Annotated in this window: 22 protein-coding genes; 12 read left to right on the top strand and 10 right to left on the bottom strand. The window is 65.0% G+C overall.

Going from position 1 to position 19,207, the window contains the following annotated elements:
* Positions 1–44 precede the first annotated feature (44 nt).
* Positions 45–677 carry a LysE family translocator gene (locus FJ967_RS30045; protein WP_140735936.1) on the bottom strand — a complete coding sequence of 211 codons (633 nt, stop codon included), beginning with the start codon at positions 675–677 and terminating at the stop codon, positions 45–47.
* Positions 678–815: 138 nt separating this feature from the next.
* Between FJ967_RS30045 and FJ967_RS30050 the strand changes: the two genes are divergently transcribed.
* The 3 genes from FJ967_RS30050 to FJ967_RS30060 all read left to right on the top strand — a co-directional run bounded on the left by FJ967_RS30050 (position 816) and on the right by FJ967_RS30060 (position 1,922).
* Positions 816–1,238, top strand: a complete 423-nt coding sequence (locus FJ967_RS30050) for a metallopeptidase family protein (RefSeq protein ID WP_140735937.1) — start codon at positions 816–818, stop codon at positions 1,236–1,238.
* 68 nt (positions 1,239–1,306) lie between these two features.
* Positions 1,307–1,630, top strand: a complete 324-nt coding sequence (locus FJ967_RS30055) for a type II toxin-antitoxin system RelE/ParE family toxin (RefSeq protein ID WP_140735938.1) — start codon at positions 1,307–1,309, stop codon at positions 1,628–1,630.
* Positions 1,631–1,640: 10 nt separating this feature from the next.
* Complete coding sequence (locus tag FJ967_RS30060) at positions 1,641–1,922, top strand: XRE family transcriptional regulator (protein ID WP_140735939.1); 282 nt, start codon at positions 1,641–1,643, stop codon at positions 1,920–1,922.
* Here FJ967_RS30060 and FJ967_RS30065 read toward each other — a convergent pair whose 3' ends face one another.
* On the bottom strand, positions 1,923–2,129 hold the full coding sequence (locus FJ967_RS30065) for a DUF1737 domain-containing protein (protein WP_140735940.1): 207 nt from the start codon (positions 2,127–2,129) through the stop codon (positions 1,923–1,925).
* A 37-nt stretch (positions 2,130–2,166) separates the two neighbouring features.
* On the bottom strand, positions 2,167–3,057 hold the full coding sequence (locus tag FJ967_RS30070; protein WP_140735941.1) for a CoA ester lyase: 891 nt from the start codon (positions 3,055–3,057) through the stop codon (positions 2,167–2,169).
* 583 nt (positions 3,058–3,640) lie between these two features.
* Between FJ967_RS30070 and FJ967_RS30075 the strand changes: the two genes are divergently transcribed.
* From FJ967_RS30075 to FJ967_RS30090, 4 genes are read left to right on the top strand one after another with little or no spacing between them, the layout of a single operon-like run.
* Positions 3,641–5,176 carry a DUF4173 domain-containing protein gene (locus FJ967_RS30075; protein ID WP_140735942.1) on the top strand — a complete coding sequence of 512 codons (1,536 nt, stop codon included), beginning with the start codon at positions 3,641–3,643 and terminating at the stop codon, positions 5,174–5,176.
* A 2-nt stretch (positions 5,177–5,178) separates the two neighbouring features.
* A complete protein-coding gene (locus FJ967_RS30080; RefSeq protein ID WP_140735943.1) occupies positions 5,179–5,871 on the top strand; it encodes a response regulator transcription factor in 693 nt (230 codons plus the stop codon).
* Complete coding sequence (locus tag FJ967_RS30085; protein WP_140735944.1) at positions 5,862–7,559, top strand: ATP-binding protein; 1,698 nt, start codon at positions 5,862–5,864, stop codon at positions 7,557–7,559. The genes FJ967_RS30080 and FJ967_RS30085 overlap by 10 nt, the downstream gene beginning before the upstream one ends.
* Before the next feature lie 28 nt (positions 7,560–7,587).
* Entirely contained in the window at positions 7,588–8,754 is a 1,167-nt protein-coding gene (locus tag FJ967_RS30090; protein WP_140735945.1) for an FAD-binding oxidoreductase, read from the top strand.
* 16 nt (positions 8,755–8,770) lie between these two features.
* Here FJ967_RS30090 and FJ967_RS30095 read toward each other — a convergent pair whose 3' ends face one another.
* The 5 genes from FJ967_RS30095 to FJ967_RS30115 form a co-directional block, all read right to left on the bottom strand.
* Complete coding sequence (locus FJ967_RS30095; RefSeq protein ID WP_140735946.1) at positions 8,771–9,517, bottom strand: DUF72 domain-containing protein; 747 nt, start codon at positions 9,515–9,517, stop codon at positions 8,771–8,773.
* Between the two features lie 67 nt (positions 9,518–9,584).
* Positions 9,585–10,076, bottom strand: coding sequence for an SRPBCC domain-containing protein (locus tag FJ967_RS30100; protein WP_140735947.1), 492 nt, complete (start codon positions 10,074–10,076; stop codon positions 9,585–9,587).
* A gap of 40 nt (positions 10,077–10,116) precedes the next feature.
* Positions 10,117–10,563, bottom strand: a complete 447-nt coding sequence (locus FJ967_RS30105; RefSeq protein ID WP_140735948.1) for an SRPBCC family protein — start codon at positions 10,561–10,563, stop codon at positions 10,117–10,119.
* A complete protein-coding gene (locus FJ967_RS30110; protein WP_140735949.1) occupies positions 10,560–10,880 on the bottom strand; it encodes a metalloregulator ArsR/SmtB family transcription factor in 321 nt (106 codons plus the stop codon). The genes FJ967_RS30105 and FJ967_RS30110 overlap by 4 nt, the downstream gene beginning before the upstream one ends.
* A gap of 81 nt (positions 10,881–10,961) precedes the next feature.
* Positions 10,962–11,387, bottom strand: coding sequence for a GNAT family N-acetyltransferase (locus tag FJ967_RS30115; RefSeq protein ID WP_140735986.1), 426 nt, complete (start codon positions 11,385–11,387; stop codon positions 10,962–10,964).
* Between the two features lie 157 nt (positions 11,388–11,544).
* Between FJ967_RS30115 and leuD the strand changes: the two genes are divergently transcribed.
* Both leuD and FJ967_RS30125 read left to right on the top strand, forming a co-directional pair.
* Complete coding sequence (gene leuD, locus FJ967_RS30120; protein WP_140735950.1) at positions 11,545–12,150, top strand: 3-isopropylmalate dehydratase small subunit; 606 nt, start codon at positions 11,545–11,547, stop codon at positions 12,148–12,150.
* Between the two features lie 171 nt (positions 12,151–12,321).
* Positions 12,322–13,254: a hypothetical protein gene (locus FJ967_RS30125; RefSeq protein ID WP_140735951.1), complete on the top strand. Its 933-nt coding sequence runs from the start codon at positions 12,322–12,324 to the stop codon at positions 13,252–13,254.
* Between the two features lie 182 nt (positions 13,255–13,436).
* Here the strand turns inward: FJ967_RS30125 and FJ967_RS30130 are convergent, their stop codons facing one another.
* Positions 13,437–16,115: a tetratricopeptide repeat protein gene (locus FJ967_RS30130; protein WP_246675441.1), complete on the bottom strand. Its 2,679-nt coding sequence runs from the start codon at positions 16,113–16,115 to the stop codon at positions 13,437–13,439.
* 188 nt (positions 16,116–16,303) lie between these two features.
* Between FJ967_RS30130 and FJ967_RS30135 the strand changes: the two genes are divergently transcribed.
* The 3 genes from FJ967_RS30135 (at position 16,304) to leuB (ending at position 18,280) form a co-directional block, all read left to right on the top strand.
* A complete protein-coding gene (locus FJ967_RS30135; protein ID WP_140735952.1) occupies positions 16,304–16,687 on the top strand; it encodes a RidA family protein in 384 nt (127 codons plus the stop codon).
* A 52-nt stretch (positions 16,688–16,739) separates the two neighbouring features.
* A complete protein-coding gene (locus tag FJ967_RS30140; RefSeq protein ID WP_140735987.1) occupies positions 16,740–17,090 on the top strand; it encodes a VOC family protein in 351 nt (116 codons plus the stop codon).
* Positions 17,091–17,176: 86 nt separating this feature from the next.
* Positions 17,177–18,280 carry a 3-isopropylmalate dehydrogenase gene (leuB, locus tag FJ967_RS30145; protein WP_140735953.1) on the top strand — a complete coding sequence of 368 codons (1,104 nt, stop codon included), beginning with the start codon at positions 17,177–17,179 and terminating at the stop codon, positions 18,278–18,280.
* A 42-nt stretch (positions 18,281–18,322) separates the two neighbouring features.
* Here leuB and FJ967_RS30150 read toward each other — a convergent pair whose 3' ends face one another.
* Positions 18,323–19,033 (bottom strand): DUF805 domain-containing protein, encoded by a 711-nt coding sequence (locus FJ967_RS30150; protein WP_140735954.1) that lies wholly within the window; start codon positions 19,031–19,033, stop codon positions 18,323–18,325.
* Positions 19,034–19,207: the final 174 nt, after the last annotated feature.

The following is a 19,207-nucleotide window of genomic DNA, read 5'->3' on the forward strand; positions in this document are numbered from 1 at the left end:
CGTCGCGACGCTTCTTGTCCCGCCCGGAATGACGAAGCGATGGGCTAGCGCTGGCCGCCGAAGGCCAGCCGTGCCGCCAGACCGGCGAAGACGGTTCCGAGCAGGATCTGCGGTGCGCGCTGGAACCGCCCGCGCCGCGACAGGGCGGCGCCGATCCGGCTGGCGGTCAGGATGACCAGGCCATTGACCACCAGCCCGATCAGGTTGAGCACGGTCGCCAAGATAAGGATCTGCGCGGCCACGGCGCCCGCCTCGGGGTGCACGAATTGCGGGAACAGCGCCAGCACGAACAGCGCCATTTTCGGGTTGAGCAGGTTAGTCAGCAATCCCTGCCGGAAGATGCGCGCCCGGGAATAGCGCGGCAGGCCGGCGACCGGGGCGAAAGCCGTTCCATCGGAGCGGAACGCCTTCCAGGCGAGCCAAGCCAGATAGGCCGCGCCGGCGTAGCGCACGAAGTCGTAGGCGATGGGCGCCGCCAGGAACAGTTGCGACAGGCCGAAGGCGGCGGCCAGCGCATGGCAATAGGTACCGGCGGCGATGCCGGCATAGGTCGCCAGCCCCGAGGCGCGCCCCTGGCTGGCGCTGCGCGAGGCAATCAGCAGCATGTCCGGTCCCGGCGTGGCGGTCAGCGCCAGGCAGGCAATGGCGAAAAGTCCGATGGTGGAAAGGTCCGGCATGGGTGCTCCTTGAGACATGGCCGGAACTGACCCCTACGCGATTCCCGGCGGGAGGGCAAAGGACCAGACCGTCAGAAATTCCGCTTCATTTGCCGATTGCGCGGGGAAAGCCTATATGCCGGGATCAAAGGACAAAGCATGGCCCGCATCTACAAGACCCGCACCTGGCACGACCAGTTCTCGCCCTCGATGGAGGAATTGGAATTCCTAGCGCTGGAATCCTACGCCCATCTGCCGGAAGACTTCCGCAAGCTGACCGGCGAGATCGTCATCCAGATCGCCGAATTCCCGACCGACGAGATCATGGACGATCTGTCGCTGGAGACGCCGTTCGACCTGCTCGGCCTGTTCGAGGGGCGCGGCATCGCCGAGCGCTGGAACCCGCAGACCGGCGAGGGCCCGAACCGCATCACGCTCTATCGCCGCGCCATGCTCGACTATTGGGCCGAGAACGAGGAAACGTTGGGCGACATCGTCACCCACGTGCTGATCCACGAGATCGGCCACCATTTCGGCCTGTCGGACGATGATATGGAGCGGATCGAGGAAGCGGCGGAGTAATCGCAGTCGTTTGCCATGCCATTCGTATCGCCTTGCTTAATTATACAAGTTTTGATATAAATCTGGTCATGCCGGTAACAAAGCGCCTGGAGTTTCTTGGGGATTCTCTCGCCCAACTCCGAGACTTTCCGGAAGCTGCGCGTAAGGAAACCGGTGTCCAGTTGCACAAGGTCCAGCTTGGACTCGACCCGAGCGACTGGAAGCCAATGGCAACCGTCGGCCCTGGCGTGCGGGAAATCCGCGTCCGTGACGATGCCGGCGCGTTCCGGGTACTTTATGTCGCGAGCATAGGTGACGCCGTCTTTGTGCTGCACGCCTTTCAGAAGAAGACACAGCAGACGGCGAAACGAGATTTGGATCTTGCGTCATCTCGGTTCAAGCAAATCCAGTAGAGGTGCGACGATGGAACGTCAGAGCTTTGGAAATGTGTGGGATGCGCTGGAAAATACTCCGGCCGAGTCCGCCAATATGACCATGCGCTCCAACCTGTTGATCGCGATTGAACAGCGCGTGCGCAGATGGAACATCACCCAGGCCGAAGCCGCCGCCCGGCTCGCCATCACCCAGCCGCGCCTTAACGACCTCCTGCGGGGGAGGATTACGAATTTCAGCCTGGACACGTTGATCAACCTGGCAGCGCTGGCCGGCCTTACCGTGCGTCTTGAAATCGCCGAGGCTGCCTAATCACCAATCGCCCAGCTTGGTATCCGGCCCGTATTCCTGGCCCTCGACATCCTTCACCACGGCCTGGCCGCAGCGCATGGTCTTGGCTTTCTTGTCATAGGCATAGGTCGGCGAGCCGAACAGGTGCCAGCCCTTGTTCAAGGCCGCGGTCACCTTGTGGCAGAAGGAGGCGTCGTCCGGGGCGGTGAGGAAGCGGTAGAGTTTCATCGTCGAAATCCTGTCGTCTATCCATAGTCGGCGAATATCATGCGCCGACGGCGGCGGCTTTCGCCAGAAGTTTTTCGGCCTGCGCCAGGTGCAGCCGCTCGACCATCCTGCCATCCAGCGCGATCACGCCCTTGCCGCTGTTTTGCGCCAGCGCGAAAGCGTCCCTGACCGCACGCGCCTCGGCCACCGCCTGCGCAGAAGGGGCGAAGGCACGGTTGGCGGCCTCGATCTGCGAGGGATGGATCAGCGTCTTGCCGTCAAAGCCCATGGCGGCGGCCTGCGTGCACTCGCGCGCGAACGCGTCCGCGTCACGAAAATCGTTGAACACCCCGTCGAGCATGTCGAGGCCGCCGGCGCGCGCCGCCAGCAGCATCTGCATCAGCCAGGGCACGAGATAGAAACGGTCCGGCGTCGCCAGCACGCCGGTATCCTTGATCAGGTCGTTCGTTCCGGCAATGAAACAATCCAGCCGCGAGGCGGGGTCGCGGCCGAGCTCGGCGATGGCGCCGATGTTGAGCATGGCCTTGGGCGTCTCGATCATCGCCCAAAGTTTGACGCTGTCGGGAGCGAAATTGTCGTCCAGCACGTCGCCGACCTCGAGCACGTCGCGCGGCGTGTCGACCTTGGGCAGCAGGATGCCGTCCGGCTCCGCCCTGGCCACGGCGGCAAGGTCGTCGGCGCCCCATTCGCTGGACAGCGCATTGACGCGCACCACCATCTCGCAGCGCCGGCCACCGGCGCTGGCGGCGGGGCGATCGGCGAAAATTCCGGCCAGTTTTTCCCGCGCGGTGATCTTGTCGGCGGGGGCGACGGCGTCCTCCAGATCGATGATGACGGCGTCGCAGGCAAGCTGCCCGATCTTGGCCAGCGCCTTGTCGTTGGAGGCCGGGACATAGAGCACGGAGCGGCGTGGGCGGTAGGATTTCATATCCGATCTATGCCGCGTGTGGTGGGTGGAGGCAAGCGGAAGGCCCGATACCTTGTACGAGCCAATCGTCAAGGTCGGCGCCACCTTTTCCTCTCCCCGTCGATCGGGGGAGAGGTGTCGGGCGAAGCTTGACGGAGTGGGGGTCGACCTTGCGCGCAAGGCGACGCGGCGCTTGCGCCTGGTGCCGCTTCCCATGTCCGTTGGCGACGGTTGCCAGGTGGTTCCCCCACTCCATCTCGGCTTCGCCGAGCCACCTCTCCGGAGGGAGAGGAAAGGAGCTCGGCAGGGCCAGTCTAACGTCCAAAAGGATGGCGAGCTGCGCACCAGCCTTGAAGCGCGGCCTCTGCACGAAAACTGCACACGCCTGCGGAAAACCTCCTCCGATCCGCCGCATCGCCACCCGGCCGGCCTGCGAGACAGGCGCCATGCACAAGCGAGCAAAATCCAGTCTGCCCCGCCGGCTGCGCAGCGAAGGCTGGTGGCTGGTCGACCCGCCGCGCGCAAATCCCGCGGCGATCCTCATTCCCTTTGTCCGCAAGAGCCCGCCGCCACGGCGATCGAACACCAGATCGAAGGTTGGATCATGACGTCATTCTTCTACGCCGCGCCGAGCTATTGCGGTCGTTTCGGGGTCGCTGTCCTGCTGGTCGCGATCGCCGATTTCCTGTTCTACGGCCAGCCCGCCGGCATCACCGTTCTCCTGTTCGCCATCCTGATTGTCGCGGCGGTGGTCGCGGTGCATCCCGCCGCCTTCAGCGATGGCCGACTGTGGCTCAAGCCCCTCGCCCTGCTTGTGGCGCTGCTGCCGTTGGCCGAGACGGTCAGCCCCTTGTCCGTCTCGATCGCGCTCGTCGCCCTTGTGGTGTTCGCGCTTTCGCTGAGCGGCAGGCTGCGGCACAACATGGCGCGGGTTGCCGGCCAGATCGCGCTGTTCTGGCTGGTGGCGCCGTTCCGGTTCATCGGCGATTTCGTGCAGTGGCGCAAAGCGACGCGACGGTTCGGCGGGCGCCGCATAAGGCTGGCCGCGATCGCGGTCTGGGTGATGCCGCTGACGCTGGGCGCCGTCTTCGTCGCCCTGTTCGGCGCCGCCAATCCGGTCATCGAATACTGGCTGTCGCTGATCGACCTCATCAAGCTGCTCGACCTCATCCAGCTGGCGCGGATCATCTTCTGGCTGTTCGTGCTTGCCGGCGTCTGGGCCTTCCTGCGGCCACGCCTGCCGCGCTTTCAGCGCCGCTCCCGGCCAAACCATCCCGCCGCGGCCGCCCAGCCGGCGCCCAAGGCCGACAGGCACGTCGTCGAGGACATCGTCTTCGGCAAGGCGGCCATCCTGCGCGCGCTGATTGTCTTCAACATCCTGTTCCTGCTGCAGAGCGGGCTCGACGCCACCTATCTTTGGGGCGGGGTCGCGCTTCCCGACGGCTTGAGCTACGCCGCCTACGCGCATCGCGGCGCCTACCCCCTGATCGTCACCGCGCTGCTCGCCGCCGGCTTCGTGCTCGCGGCGCTGAGGCCCGGCAGCGAGACGTCGGCCGATCCGCTCATCCGCCGGCTGGTCTATGCCCTGATAGCGCAGAACATCATGCTGGTGGTTTCGTCGATCCTGCGGCTCGATCTCTATGTCGACATCTATGCGCTGACCTACTGGCGCGTCGCCGCCTTCGTCTGGATGGGCCTGGTGGCGTCCGGCCTTGCCCTGATCATCGCCCGCATCGCGCTCAAAAAATCCAATGAATGGCTGCTGTCCGCCAATCTTCTGACGTTATCCCTGACGCTCTATGCCTGCTGTTTCATCAATTTCGCAGCCATGATCGCCAGCTACAATGTCGACCATTCCCTGGAAATGACCGGACAAGGCATCCCGCTCGACGCCTGGTATCTGCACTCGCTCGGGCCGGATGCCTTTCCGGCGCTCGACCGTTTCCTCGACCGTCAGGGCAGGACGGCCGATGCCGGCGCCGTCGTCGAAATCGCACGGTTGCGCGGCGCCGATGAAGGCTGGTATCGCAACCTCCAGAAAAACTGGCGGAGCTGGAGCTTTCGCGACTGGCGCCTGCTTCGCTATCTCGACAGCAGGCCGCCTCTCGTGCTGCCTGGTGCCGCAGGGCCGGGCCGCTGATCATGCCGCATCACATCCTCGTCGCCGACGATGACCCGCATATTCGCGAGGTGATCTGCTTCGCGCTGGAAAAGGCCGGCATGAAAACATCCGCCGTGTCCGATGGCGCCGCCGCCCTGCAAGCGATCGAACGGCGCGCGCCCGACCTTGTCGTGCTCGACATCGGCATGCCGGAGATGGACGGGCTGGAGGTCTGCCGGCGTCTGCGCCACACATCCGACGTGCCGGTGCTGTTCCTGTCGGCGCGCGATGAAGAGATCGACCGCATCCTCGGGCTCGAAATGGGCGGCGACGATTATGTCACAAAGCCGTTTTCCCCGCGCGAACTGGTGGCCCGCGTCAACGTCATCCTGCGGCGTGCGCGCCCGGCGGCGCCCGAGCCGACCGACGACCGGCAGTTCGCGCATGGCAAGCTGATGCTGGCGCCGGTCAGCCATACGGCGAGCTTCGACGGCAGGCCGCTTGCCCTGACAGGGATCGAGTTCGCCATCCTGAAAGGGTTCCTGGCGCGGCCCACCCATGTGCTCGATCGCGATGCGGTGATGGCCAATGCCTATGCCGGCAAGATCCATGTCGCCGACCGCACCGTCGACAGCCACATCCGCAACATCAGGGCCAAGCTGGCGACAGCGGGCTGCGTGGATGCCATCGAGACGGTGCATGGCGTCGGTTTCCGGCTCGGCCGATGCGGCTGACGGCGTCGCGCAAGTCATTTGGCAGCAAGCCGGGCGGCAGCAAATGGGTCGGCCGCAAATGGCGGCCGCGCCTGGCGACGGTCGTCGTCGCCATCCTGATCCTGGTGATGGCGCTGCCGCTGGTCGGCCTGTTCTTCTTCCGCCTCTACGAGAACCAGTTGATCCGCCAGACCGAGGCGGAACTGATCGCGCAGGGCGCGGCGATCGCCGCCATCTATGCGCAGGAGGTGCGCGACGCCGGCATTGCCGGGGAAAAGCTCGGCGCGCCGATGCCCGGCGCCAATGGCGGCGCGAGCCGAAGCGGCGACCAAGGCCGAAATATCGACCGGGATCGAAGTGTGGACCGGGATCGAAGTATCGATCCGGATCGAGGTATCGACCCGGGCTATCGGCCGATCGAGCCGGAGCTCGACCTTGCCTCGGATTACGTGCTTGCGACCCGGCCGGCGGGGACGCCCGCCACGGCCGATCCGGCCTTCGCCGCGATCGGCGCGCGTCTCTCCGGCATTCTCGACGCGACGCAGAAGACCACGCTCGCCGGCTTCCGGTTGCTCGATCCCAGGGGCGTCGTCATCGCCGGGCGCGACGAGATCGGGCAGTCGCTTGCCGGGGTCGAGGAGGTGCGCACAGCCCTTGCCGGGCGCTATGCCAGCGCGCTCAGGCTGCGCATCCCCAACCAGCCGGCGCCGCCGCTCTATTCGGTCAGCCGCGGCACCAAGGTACGCGTCTTCGTCGCCTTGCCGGTGGCGGTCGGCGGCCAGGTTGCCGGCGTGGTCTATGTGTCGCGGACGCCCAACAACATCGTCAAACACCTCTATGGCGAACGCGGCAAGGTGACCCTCGCCGCGATCGCCATCCTCGGCGGCACGCTGCTCATCGGCCTGGTCTTCCTGCGCACTGTCAGCCGGCCGATCTATGCGCTGATCGACCGCACCCAGCGTATCGCCGCCGGCGAGCGCGACGCGATCCGGCCGCTCGACCACCACGGCACGCGCGAAATGGCCGAATTGTCCGCCGCCTTTCTCGACATGGCCGAAAAACTGCAGGCGCGCTCGGATTCGATCCAGACCTTCGCCACCCATGTCTCGCATGAGCTCAAATCGCCGCTGACGGCGATCCAGGGGGCGGCCGAACTGCTGCGCGATTCAGGCAGCGCGATGGACGATGACGAGCGGCGGCGCTTCTCCAACAATATCGTCACCGATGCCGGCCGGCTCAACCTTCTGGTCCGGCGGCTGCTCGACCTGGCGCGGGCGGAAAACCTTGCACCGAGAGGCGAAAGCACCTCGGTCGGCGCGGCGCTGGCACTGCTGCCCGCCGAAACCAGGCTGGCGGTTGAAGTCGAGGCCGGCGGCGATCTCGCGCTGCGCATCTCGGCCGAGAACGCGGCCATCGTGCTGGCCAATCTCATCGACAATTCCGCCAGGCACGGCGCGACGCTGGTTTCGATCACGGTCGCGAGCGCCGGCGGCATGGCGAGCGTTCTGGTCGGCGATGACGGCGCCGGCATTTCGCCGAGCAACCGGGCGCGCATCTTCGAGCCGTTTTTCACCACGCGGCGCGAAACCGGCGGCACCGGCATGGGCCTCGGCATCGTGCTGGCCCTCTTGAAAGCGCATGATGGTATGATCCGGCTGGTTGACAGCGCGCGCGGCACGCGCTTCGAGATTGTCCTGCCGGTCGCATAAGGACGCCGGCAGCGGATCGGAGAAAAAAGTGCGCTACGACATCGTCATCATCGGCGGGGCCATCGTCGGCTCCTCGATCGCCTATTATCTGCGCGAGGAGGGGTTTTCCGGCTCGATCGCGCTGATCGAGCGCGACCCGCAATTCGCCCATGCGGCAACGACGCTCTCCATGGCCTCGATCCGCCAGCAATTCTCCATCCCCGAAAACATCCGCCTGTCGCAGTTCACGCTGAAACTGTTCCGGCGGCTGAAGGAGGAATTCGGCGACGAGGCCGATATCGGCTTTCGCGAGGGCGGTTATCTCATCCTCGCCGGCGAGGCCGGATTGCCGATCCTGAAGGCCAATCATGAGGCGCAGGTCGCCGAGGGCGCCGACATCCTGCTCGAGGACGCCGGCCAGCTGACCCGCCGCTTCCCCTGGCTGTCGGCCGAAGGCATCGCCGCCGGCGCCTATGGCAGAAGCGGCGAGGGTTGGTTCGACGCGCATGCGATGCTGACGCTGTTCCGCAAGGCGCTGCGGGCGAAGAAGATCGACTTCATCAACGCTTCGGTCACCGGCATCGAGCGGCAGGGCGATCGCGTCACCGGCGTCAGCCTGGACAATGGCGACCGGCTCGAGGCCGGCACTGTCGTCAATGCGGCCGGGCCGAACGCCGGCAAGGTCGCCGCCCTTGCCGGGCTGGTGCTGCCGGTCGAGCCGCGCAAGCGCAACGTCTTCGTCTTCGAGGCGCGCGAGAAATATGCCGACATGCCGCTGCTGGTCGATCCCTCCGGCATCTATGTGCGGCCGGAAGGCTCGGTCTATCTTACCGGCGGCGCCGAGCCGGAAGAGGGCGACGGCCCGGCCGATCCCGCGGATTTCGACGTAGACTGGCCGCTGTTCGAAGAGGTCGTCTGGCCGGTGCTGGCGACCCGCATCCCGGCCTTCGAGGCGATCAAGCCGACGCGCGCCTGGGCCGGCCATTACGACTACAACACGCTCGACCAGAACGCGGTGATCGGCCCGCACCCTGAGGTGGCGAACTTCCTGTTCGCCAACGGATTCTCCGGCCACGGCCTGCAGCAGGCGCCAGCGGTCGGCAAGGCGCTGGCGGAGTTGATCGTGCATGGCGGCTACCGGACGATCGACTGCTCGGCGTTTGGCTATGCACGTGTCGCGGAAGGCCGCGCGTTCCGGGAATTGAACGTGATTTGAAAGAACGGACCAAGGCCTAGGATGACGAAGTCGAGCTAATGGCCGCATCGACCGCGAGAGCGTTGCCGAGCGCATGGCCATTGGCCGTGTTGTCGAAGATGCCCCAGACCTCGGCGCCGGAAGCCGCCGCCGCCGCCACTTGGCGGCCCACCCGGGCGAGACTCTCGGCATCGTAATCCGAGTAATAGACGCGCGGCGCGCCATGCCAGCGGAAATAGGCGAGGCCGGGCCAGCCGCCCGGCGCCGCGGCGGCGGGCACCGGAGCGGGGTCGGCGGCGACACGTGCGATCCGGCGGTCGGCCAGAAGCGCCTCAGCTTCCGCTTCGAACCAGCTGGGATGGCGCGGTTCGCAGGCCAGCCTGGTTTGGGTTCGCTTGCCCATCATGTCGAAGAAGCTGCCTGCGACATCCGGCTCGAAGGAAAGGCTCGGCGGCAGCTGCACCAGAAGCACGCCCAGCTTTGCGCCGAGACCTTCGACCTCCTGAAGAAAACTTTCCGCAGGGGTATCGCAGTCGGCGAGACGACGCTCATGGGTGACGGCCTTCGGTATCTTGACGGCGAAGCGGAAATGCTCCGGCACGGAGCGTGCCCAGCACTCATAGGTCTCGCGGCGATGCGGCTTGTAGAAGGAGGTGTCGATCTCGACGATGGGGAAGTGCCTGGAGTAGCGTTCGAGATGCGAGCCGGGTTGCGGAAAGTCATCCCTGTACCGCGTCGGAATGCCCCAACCGGCCGTACCTATGAACCATCCCTGCTTTTCCATGCATGGGATGTGGACCTGATGAGGTGGGGGTCAAGGAGCGCTGAGGTGGCGACGCTTCGTTTGTTGCTCACATCGCGGCCGGCCTTCCAGCCTCGACATGCGCCTGCAGCCAGGCCAGCACCCGCGCCCAGCTCCCGGCATGCTCGGCCGCCGCCTCCTGCAGCCCGGCAAAGCCGCCATGGCAGATGGTGAGACGGGTTCCCCCGGCGATCGGCTCCAGCAGCCAGGCAATCGTGGTTGGCCGCCGGCCAAGCGTGGGATGGTCCCAGCCATAGGCCCGCGTCTGCACGATCCGGCGCGCCGTTTCGAGCTCGAGGAATTCGCCGCCGGCCGGCAGGTCCTTGCCGTCAGCCGCGCGGAAGACGGCGCTCCAGCGGCCGCCGACGCTAAGGTCGGCCGACCAGTCCACCATCCGGCCGGTGTCGGCGGACCCCCACCAGTGCTCGACTTCCTTGCCGACCAGCGCCTCGAAGATGCGTTCCGCAGGCGCTTCGATCTCGGCCGATGCCATGACCGTCTCGCCATTAGTGATGCTCCGCACCCTGGCAAAATGCATCATCGACGCCTCCTTCAAGTTCGTTTCGGAAACGAAATGAGGCTTAACCCTTCGATGGCGGGCGCTCGAAACCCTTGCCGGTCTCGAGCAGGCTCTTCAGGCTGGCCAGCACCAGCGGCCAGCCCTTGGCGACGTTGCCGATCAACCGGTGCGGCCCGTCCGCCTCATGGGTGACGGCAAGCTTCATCAAGTCGCCGTCCGGCTCGATGGTGAAGGTGCAGCGTGTATAGCCGTCCTCCCTGATCTCGGGCATCCATTCGTTGCGCCATTTGATCACCAGGCGTCGCGGCGGGTCGATCTCGAGGATCTCGCCGCTGTCGGCGATACGGCCGTCCGGAAAAATCAGCTTCCAGCTCGCGCCCACTTTCCACTCGCTCTCCTGATAGGAGCAGAGGAAGAACTGCCGGTTGAATTCCGGATCGGTCAATGCTTCCCAAAGCTTTTCGGGCGTGGTGCGGATATAGGTCACATAAACGAAGCTGTTGCTCACGGCTCTTCCCTTTCAAGGCGTTTCTTCAGGTCGCTGAGGGCGGTCAGCCGCCCCCGCTCGAACTTGCCGATCCAGCGTTCGGCGATCTCGTTGATCGGAACCGGGTTGAGGTAGTGCTCCTTCTCTCGGCCGCGGCGGATGGTGGTGACGAGATTTGCCTCTTCCAGGATCGCCAGGTGCTTGGTCACGGCCTGGCGGGTCATCGCCATCTCCGCGCACAGCGCATTCAGCGTCTGCCCGTTCCTGGCATGGAGGCTGTCCAGCAATTGCCGGCGTGTCGGGTCGGCCAGCGCGCGAAAGACTGCATCCATGCTCATGGCGTTAATATGCAACCATTTGGTTGCATGTCAAGCGGGAAGATCACGCGCCATCGGCGGGCAGCAATCGCGCGGGGGCAATCAGCGTGCTCGGGAGAACCAGAAGGCGTCGGTCATGCGCTTCATGCCGATGCGCTCGTAGAAGCCGATCGCGTCGGGCATCGAAACCAGGCTGATGGCGACCGAGGGGCCAAGCTGGCGGCGGGCTTCGTCCATCAGGCCCTTGCCGATGCCCAACCCTTGCGCCCTGGCCGAGACGGCAAGATCGCTGATGTAGCAAACCCAGGAAAAGTCGGTCAGGCAGCGCGCAACGCCAATCAGCGGCTTGCCTTCCATGTCGAGACGGGCGGTCACGATCAGGTTGGCGCCGTCCAGCATCGCCTTCAGCCTTGCCTCGTCGTCGACGGGCCGGACCTCGCCGAGACCGGATTCGACCAGCACGCGGCGGAACTGCGCGGTATCGAGCGATGTTTCGCGGGCGTAGAGGACATGCGACTGGTCGGCCATGGCGTCCACACTGCACCACTCCCGGACAATACCAAACCGCTTTTTAGCCCTTCTTCGATGGACCAAGGGCGCGCACGAACAGTTGCCTTTTATTTGCCGCCGGCTTTGTGTAAACCGTGGCCAGAAAATCCCCGCAACGAAAACACGGGCCAAAGCCATGGAAAAATTCACCAAGCTCACCGGCGTCGCCGCCCCCATGCCGATCGTCAATGTCGACACCGACATGATCATCCCGAAGGATTATCTCAAGACGATCAAGCGTACCGGGCTTGGCATCGGCCTGTTCGCCGAGATGCGCTACAAGGACGACGGTTCGGAAAACCCGGATTTCGTGCTCAACAAGCCGGCCTACCGCAAGGCGCAGATCCTGGTCGCCGGCGACAATTTCGGCTGCGGCTCGAGCCGCGAGCATGCGCCGTGGGCGCTGCTCGATTTCGGCATTCGCTGCGTCATCTCGACCTCGTTCGCCGACATCTTCTACAACAACTGCTTCAAGAACGGCGTGCTGCCGATCACCGTCAGCCCGGAAGATCTGGAGAAGCTGATGGACGACGCCTCGCGCGGCTCCAACGCCACTTTGTCGATCGACCTCGAAGCCAAGGAGATCCGCGGCCCCGATGGCGGCGTGGTCAGCTTCGACCTCGACGACTTCAAGCGCCATTGCATGCTCAACGGCCTCGACGATATCGGCCTGACCATGGAAAAGGCCGGCGCCATCGCCTCGTTCGAGAAGCGCAACGCCGAACAGCGCCCCTGGGCCTGAGCGGCGCCGTCCGGAACGGATAAGCCCGGCCTTTTGAGGCCGGGTTAGAGCAGTTCCGGGAAAAGTGCCTAGCGCTTCCCCTTTGGAATTGCTTGAAAACAAAGAGTTAGAGCGGGGCAGCGATTCCACCAAACGCTGAACCGCTCTGGTGCGACTGAAGGAGGGATAGTCATGAGACATCAGCTTCTTGCCGGCGCCTGCGGGTTGGCCCTGTTGCTGGTGCCCGCCGCGGGCGGGCTCGCGCAGACGCAGACGCCGGCCGCGCAGCCGGCGCCGGCCGAACAACCAGCCGCCGGCCAGGACACGGGGACGAACGCCGCCGACGCTTCCGACGACGACAAGCAGGCGCCCGTGCCGTTCGAGGGCGGCCACCTCACCATCACGCAGCCGGAGCAGGATGGCGAGAAGGTGCTGGCCTATGACGGCCAGAAGCTGGCCAGCAATTACGACGTGTTCTTCGACAAGATCGTTGAGGTCGGCGGCGTCAAGGTGGCGCTTTTCGATGTCGGCGATGGCGGCAATCAATGCGGCCCGGCCAAGGTGATCGTCTGGAAGCCGGAGGGGGGCACCATCCAGAGCACTACGGTCGAACAGGACGAGTGCGGCGCGCCGCCGGCGGCGGTGTCCGACGATGCCATCTATTTCGTGCCGTACCTTCTGCCGGGCGACGACAAGCCGGCCTTGCAATGGTCGCCGGCGTCAGGGCTGACGATTTCCGGCAATCTGAGCTACACGCCGGAGCCCGGCACCGACTGGAAGGATATCGACCCGTCGAAATACGACAACATCATCGACGCCTTCCACAATGAGGCCGTCTACAAGGAAGCGCAGAAGCTGCTCGGCAACGACATGCCCGACATGGCGACCAGCCTGCTGGTCGGCGGCGGTACGGAAAAGACAGCGTCCGGCGCCTTCTATGCCACGGGCTGCGTGCCGCATGATTGCGGCGGCAATGACGGCTTCATGGCGGTCGACCCGGCCCAGCACAAGCTCTACTTCGCCCGCCGCGGCGACGATGGCCAGCCAAAGGGCTGGCCATCGCTGGAGACATGGCCTGCCGATATCAAGGCAGCGCTGGACAAGGCGCAGGGCGAGGCGAACTAGTCTGGCATTGGGCCGGCCGGGACCGGTTCGCAATTCCAGCAGGACAGGGGTTCAGTTCGCTCCCAGGCTCAGCGCTTTCTTGCGGTCGGCCTCGGCACGCTTGTGATTGCCCTTTGCTTCCCATGCCCGGCTTCGGGCCTTGTAGGCCGTGGCGAAATCCGGATCGAGGGTTATCGCCCGGCTCAATCGTCTATGGCGCCATCATAGTCGGCCCTGCCGGTTCGGATGACGCCTCGGCCCATATAGGCAAAATGGTTCTTGCGATCGAGGCTGAGCGCCATTTCGAAGTCGCGCATCGCGGCGTCGTCATTATGACTGCCCATCCATATGAGGCCTCGATCGGCATAGACCCTCGCGTCCTTGGGATTGAGGCTGATGGCCATCTCGTAGTCCGCAAGCGCCCCTTCGTAATCGCCTTGGAAGCCGCGGTTCTGGCCGCGGTCATAATAGGTATCGGCAGAATTCGGATTGAGCGTGATCGCCCGGCTGTAGTCGTCGACGGCACGGGCGTACTCGCCTTTTGCCTCCCAGGCCAAGGCCCGAGCCAGATAGGCGTCGTGGAATGCCGGGAAGAGTGCAATCGCCTTGCCGTAAAGGGCTATGGCACCGTCATAGTTCTTTCTCTCCTGCAGCGCCCAGCCCTTGCCGAATAGCCGCGCCGCCGGCGAAGTGCTGCCTGGCCTTGTCGGTTCTTCGCCAGTCTGGCCGTCGACTTTGCTCGATCTCGTCGAGGCGCCCGCGCGGGTGTTCTTGCCGGTTGCAGGTTGCGTGTCGGCGGAGACGGCTGCCTTCCCGCTTTGCCCTTTCGTCGCCATCGCTGCCTTGCGGGCGATGGCATAGTCGGAATTGCCGGGGTCGAGTTCGAGCGCCTTGTCGAAGTCGATGACGGCGCCCGCGTAATCCTTCCGGTCGGCCCGCGCCATGCCGCGCGCATAATAGCTGGCGTCATCCTTCGCATCGATCCCGATCGCGACGGAATAGGCGGCGATCGCACGCCCGGCGTCGCCCTTGGCGTGCCAGGCCAGGCCCTCGCAGTAGAAGGCGTCGTGCGCCTTCGGGTCGAGTTCGGCGGCGCGGCCGCAGTCGGCTAGCGCGCCGTCGGCATCGCCCGAGGTTATCCTGGCGAGGCCCCGGTGCAGAAGCGCCTCAGGAAAGTTGGGACTGACGGCTATGGCCTTGTCGTAGTCCGCGATCGCCTTGGCGTAGTCCCGCTTGGCGGCCCAGGCCCGACCGCGGCCGAGATGGGCAAAGCGGTTTTCGGGATCGAGCGCGATCGCCTGGTCGTAGGCGCCGATCGCCTTGTCATACTTGCCCATGCCGAGGAAGGCGTCGCCACCAAGGACAGCCTCCAGGGCGCGCGGGTCCTTTGCCGCAAGGACCCTTTCTGTCAGCGCCTTACCTTCCGCGGCCGTCATCTGCGGAATGGCCGATGGCGGCTTCGGAGTGCCTGTCTCGGGCTCCGCTTGTATCGCGTCTGGCGGTGGGGCGAGCGCAACGCTGCCGTCCGCGAACTGCTCGTCGCAGGTTCCAGCCCGCCGCGGATCGAGCTCGACGGCGCGCCGGCAATCGGCGGCGGCGCCGACCTTGTCGCCGCTCAGCGTCCTCGCGCGGCCCCGCAAAAGATAGGCCTCGGCATTGTCCGGGTCGAGGCTGATCGCCTTGGCAAGGTCGAGAAGCGCGCCTCCGACACCATAATCCGCCAGCCGCGCCTTGGCGCGTTCGACCAGGACATTTGCCGCGGCCGGGTCCCTTGTGTTACCGGCCGCCGACTGGTCGGGTTCGCCGGGCGCACGCTCGTTGCAGGAGCCTGCGCGCTTCGGCTCAAGTTCAACGGCGCGCCGGCAGTCATTGGCGGCAATGGCGTAATTTCCTTGCGAAGCCTCGGCGAGCGAGCGGTCGTAAAAAGCTTCGGCATTGTAGGGGTCGAGCTGAATGGCAGCGCTGAAACTGTCGATTGCACTGGCGACATAGCCCTGCGTCTGCTGCTCCAAGCCTCGCTTCAGATACCAGGCAACGCGCTCCGAGTGATCCTCTTTCCTGGGGTAGAGTTGAAGCGGCTCGTACGGGGGCGGCGCGGCCGGCTGTTCAGCCGCCCGTCGCGTGGCCTGGAGGCTCAGCCTTTCCTTGGCGTACTCAGGATCAGACGGATCGAGCGCGATGGCCTTGTCCAGATCGGCGATAGCCTTGTCGGGATCGATCGTCTTCCAGACCAATGCGCGGATAAAGTAAGACCTTGCATCGTTCGGCTTCAAGGAGATGGCCTTGTCGAGATCGGCGAATGCTTCCCGTGCATTGCCGATCCGGGCCATGGTCATACCGCGTACCCGGTACGCCTGGTCGTCGGCCGGGTCGAGGCGGATCGCTTCATCCAGATCGGCAAGAGCGCCGGCATAGTCTCTCTTCAAGCCCCGGCTTTTGGCGCGGTTGAAATAGAAATGCGAATTTGCCGGATCCAGCCGGATCGCCTCGTCGAATTCAACAATTGCGCTGACATGGTCGCCCTTGTCCTGCCAGGCGATGCCGCGCACGCCGTAGGCGCTCGCATTGGTGGGGTCGATATCGATCGCCACGTCGCAATCGACGATGGCACGGTCGTGCTCGCCTTTCTTGCTGAATGCCCTGGCGCGATTGACATAGAGGCCGGCATCGTCCGGCGTGAGCGCGATCGCGCGGGTGCAGGCGGCGATCCGCCGGTCGGGATCGACCTTGCCGCGGCTGAAACAGGTTGCGTGGTCAACGCCGGCAGCGGACGCCGGCGTGCCGAGACCGACGAGGGCCACCAGCCCCGCCAGCAATAACAATGACAGCCAGCCAGGCATTGCAATAAACGCGCATGCAAGCGCGCTCATTCGGCGTGACATGGTCTGATCTCCCCCCGGAGTTGGCTCGTCGCTGCTGTGCATAGTTCTGTGTTTGTTCCAAAATGCAAGCAGAAATTGCAGTGGTCGCCGACTTTACAGGTGCTGCACCGCCGATCCACCGGCATTGGCCCATGGCAGGGCCGGCGCTTTCCCACAGAATGGGTCGCAACCATGGCAAGGGACACCCAATGCGCAATCTCATCTCCACCGGCTCCCCGTTCGAAAAGACCGCCGGCTATTCGCGCGCCGTGGTGCAGGGCGACTGGTGCTTCGTCTCCGGCACGACCGGCTACGACTATGCCACCATGACCATGCCCGAAACCGTCGAGGCGCAGACGCGCAACTGCCTGGCGACGATCGGCAAGGCGCTCGCCGATGGCGGCTTCGAGATGGCGGATGTGGTGCGGGCGCATTACTACATCACCGACCAGGCCTTCGTGGACGTCGTCTTCCCGATCCTGGGCGAGACGTTCGGCGACATCAGGCCGGCGGCGACGATGATCGTCTGCCAGCTCAACAAGCCGGAAATGAAGATCGAGATCGAGGTGACGGCGCTGCGGCGCACGGCCTGATGCAACCGCCCAGAAGCCGGCAATGCGTGCGCAAAGCGAGGATCAGCCCATGGTGAAGGTCAAGCGCATCGTCGCCAACATCGCTACGCAAGACAGTGCCGCGGCGAAACATTTCTATCAGGACGTACTCGGGCTCGACGTGCTGATGGATCAAGGCTGGATCGTCACATGCGGCTCGGCCCAGACGATGACCGTGCAGCTAAGCTTCATGAGCGAGGGTGGCTCGGCCACGCCGGTGCCGGACCTGTCGATCGAGGTCGACGATGTCGATGCGGCGCTGACCGCCATGACGCAAGCCGGCTTCGCCATCGAATACGGTCCGGCGGACGAACCCTGGGGCGTGCGGCGCTTCTATGTGCGTGACCCGCTCGGCCGGCTGGTCAACATTCTCTCGCATCGGTGACCAAGGAAGCAGCCTGCAGGCTTGCGCCGCAAGCGCTTGGCGTTTAGCAAGGCCGCGGTTCAAATCTTTCCAGGACGGTTTTCTCCATGGCAACGAAGCATCTTTTCCTGCTCCCCGGCGACGGCATCGGCCCCGAGGCCATGGCCGAGGTCAAGAAACTGATCGCTGCCATGAACGACAAGCTCTCCACCGGTTTCGTCACCGATGAGGGTCTTGTCGGCGGCTGCGCCTATGACGCGCATGGCGCGGCGATCTCCGATGCCGACATGGACAAGGCGATGGCGGCCGATGCGGTGCTGTTCGGCGCCGTCGGCGGTCCGAAATGGGATGCCGTGCCCTACGAGGTGCGCCCCGAGGCCGGCCTGCTGCGGCTGCGCAAGGACATGGAGCTGTTCGCCAACCTCAGGCCGGCCATCTGCTACCCGGCGCTCGCGGCATCGTCCTCGCTCAAGCAGGAAGTGGTCGAAGGCCTCGATATCCTCATCGTGCGCGAACTGACCGGCGGCGTCTATTTCGGCGAGCCCAAGCAGATCATCGATCTCGGCAATGGCCAGAAGCGCGGCATCGACACCCAGGTCTACGACACGTTCGAGATCGAGCGCATTTCGGGCGTCGCTTTCGAGCTCGCGCGGACACGCCGCAATCATGTGACTTCCATGGAAAAGCGCAACGTCATGAAGTCGGGCGTGCTGTGGAACGAGGTCGTCACCCAGACGCAGAAGGCTAGATATTCCGACGTCAAGCTCGACCATATGCTGGCCGACGCCGGCGGCATGCAGCTGGTGCGCTGGCCCAAGCAGTTCGACGTCATCGTCACCGACAATCTGTTCGGCGACATGCTGTCCGACATCGCCGCCATGCTGACCGGCTCGATCGGCATGCTGCCGTCGGCCTCGCTCGGCGCGCCTGACGTCAAGACCAAGAAGCGCAAGGCGCTCTATGAGCCGGTGCACGGCTCGGCGCCCGACATCGCCGGCAAGGGCATCGCCAATCCGATCGCCATGATCGCCTCCTTCGCCATGTGCCTGCGCTATTCCTTCGGCATGGTGGCGGAGGCCGACAAGCTCGAAGGTGCGATCGCCGCCGTGCTCGACCAGGGCCTGCGCACCAAGGATATCTTGTCCGCCGGCATGACCGAAGTCGGCACCGTCGCGATGGGCGACGCGATCATCGCCAAGTTCCTGGGGTGATTCCCGGGCGAGGGCGGCCAGGGGTGCCTTGGCCGCTTGCCGTCAGATCCTGACGCCGGCCGGCACCGGTCCCCACTGGTTTTCGCGCGCCTGTGTCGGGATCAGCGCGAATACCAGGATGATCAGGCTGCCGATGCTGGGAATGAAGATCAGCAGATAGAGCCAGCCCGACAGGCCGATGTCGTGCAGGCGGCGCACTGTCATGCCGAGACCGGGCAGGAAGGTCGCCAAAAGGAAGGTGCCGCAGAGGCCCACCGTCACCGCCGCCGAGACGTCGCTGTCGAAATTGCCCATCTGGTTGTCCGTGAAGATGCCGATGCCGCCGATGATCAGCAGGCTGACCACCCAGAACAGGCAGTAGCCCCAATATTCCTTGCGCCGGGCACGGCCGGCGAAGTTGAAGTAGTTCTGGGTCAGGCCCCGCCAGAAATAGCCCCAGAGATCACCGGGTTCGGCAGGCGCGCTGTTGCTGGATCGGCCGAAAGGCTGTGCCGGAGAGGCGGCCCCGGACGGTATGTTGGCGACCGGGACGGCGTTGGTACCGGCGGCCGGGGGCGCAGCGCCGGCCTGGCCGGCGATTGGAAAGACATCGCGCGCCTGGCCGCTGGCCGGCAGGAATTCCACCGCGGCGCCGCGCGCCATGCTGCTCCCGCCGCGCAGGTCCTCGCGCCTGAAAGTGTAACGGTTGCCGTCGGCACCGGTGATGAAACCGAAGCCCTGGCTCTCGTCGTAGTGAAGAACTTCGCCGCGCATGCGCCATCCCCCTCGTCGCCACGTCCCGCCAAGATGTGGCACAGGGTCAAGTGCAGGGGCAAGACCGGGCACATGGGCAAGACCGATCGCATGGGCAAGACCGGCACGGGGGCAAGAAGGGCAACATGGCTACCGTCCTGGCGGCAAATCAGGGATAAGGCATGGACAGCAACC

The organism is Mesorhizobium sp. B2-3-4 (assembly GCF_006442315.1).
Taxonomy (GTDB): Bacteria; Pseudomonadota; Alphaproteobacteria; order Rhizobiales; family Rhizobiaceae; genus Mesorhizobium.

Excerpts from the sequence above, each read along its gene's own strand:
- FJ967_RS30125 (WP_140735951.1), top strand. The coding sequence starts at position 12,322 with ATGAGACATCAGCTTCTTGCCGGCGCCTGCGGGTTGGCCCTGTTGCTG.
- FJ967_RS30050 (WP_140735937.1), top strand. The coding sequence starts at position 816 with ATGGCCCGCATCTACAAGACCCGCACCTGGCACGACCAGTTCTCGCCC.
- FJ967_RS30100 (WP_140735947.1), bottom strand. The coding sequence starts at position 10,076 with ATGATGCATTTTGCCAGGGTGCGGAGCATCACTAATGGCGAGACGGTC.
- FJ967_RS30095 (WP_140735946.1), bottom strand. The coding sequence starts at position 9,517 with ATGGAAAAGCAGGGATGGTTCATAGGTACGGCCGGTTGGGGCATTCCG.
- FJ967_RS30060 (WP_140735939.1), top strand. The coding sequence starts at position 1,641 with ATGGAACGTCAGAGCTTTGGAAATGTGTGGGATGCGCTGGAAAATACT.
- FJ967_RS30080 (WP_140735943.1), top strand. The coding sequence starts at position 5,179 with ATGCCGCATCACATCCTCGTCGCCGACGATGACCCGCATATTCGCGAG.
- FJ967_RS30085 (WP_140735944.1), top strand. The coding sequence starts at position 5,862 with ATGCGGCTGACGGCGTCGCGCAAGTCATTTGGCAGCAAGCCGGGCGGC.
- FJ967_RS30055 (WP_140735938.1), top strand. The coding sequence starts at position 1,307 with ATGCCGGTAACAAAGCGCCTGGAGTTTCTTGGGGATTCTCTCGCCCAA.
- FJ967_RS30070 (WP_140735941.1), bottom strand. The coding sequence starts at position 3,057 with ATGAAATCCTACCGCCCACGCCGCTCCGTGCTCTATGTCCCGGCCTCC.
- FJ967_RS30115 (WP_140735986.1), bottom strand. The coding sequence starts at position 11,387 with ATGGCCGACCAGTCGCATGTCCTCTACGCCCGCGAAACATCGCTCGAT.
- leuD (WP_140735950.1), top strand. The coding sequence starts at position 11,545 with ATGGAAAAATTCACCAAGCTCACCGGCGTCGCCGCCCCCATGCCGATC.
- FJ967_RS30110 (WP_140735949.1), bottom strand. The coding sequence starts at position 10,880 with ATGAGCATGGATGCAGTCTTTCGCGCGCTGGCCGACCCGACACGCCGG.
- leuB (WP_140735953.1), top strand. The coding sequence starts at position 17,177 with ATGGCAACGAAGCATCTTTTCCTGCTCCCCGGCGACGGCATCGGCCCC.
- FJ967_RS30045 (WP_140735936.1), bottom strand. The coding sequence starts at position 677 with ATGCCGGACCTTTCCACCATCGGACTTTTCGCCATTGCCTGCCTGGCG.
- FJ967_RS30065 (WP_140735940.1), bottom strand. The coding sequence starts at position 2,129 with ATGAAACTCTACCGCTTCCTCACCGCCCCGGACGACGCCTCCTTCTGC.
- FJ967_RS30135 (WP_140735952.1), top strand. The coding sequence starts at position 16,304 with ATGCGCAATCTCATCTCCACCGGCTCCCCGTTCGAAAAGACCGCCGGC.
- FJ967_RS30130 (WP_246675441.1), bottom strand. The coding sequence starts at position 16,115 with ATGTCACGCCGAATGAGCGCGCTTGCATGCGCGTTTATTGCAATGCCT.
- FJ967_RS30150 (WP_140735954.1), bottom strand. The coding sequence starts at position 19,033 with ATGCGCGGCGAAGTTCTTCACTACGACGAGAGCCAGGGCTTCGGTTTC.
- FJ967_RS30075 (WP_140735942.1), top strand. The coding sequence starts at position 3,641 with ATGACGTCATTCTTCTACGCCGCGCCGAGCTATTGCGGTCGTTTCGGG.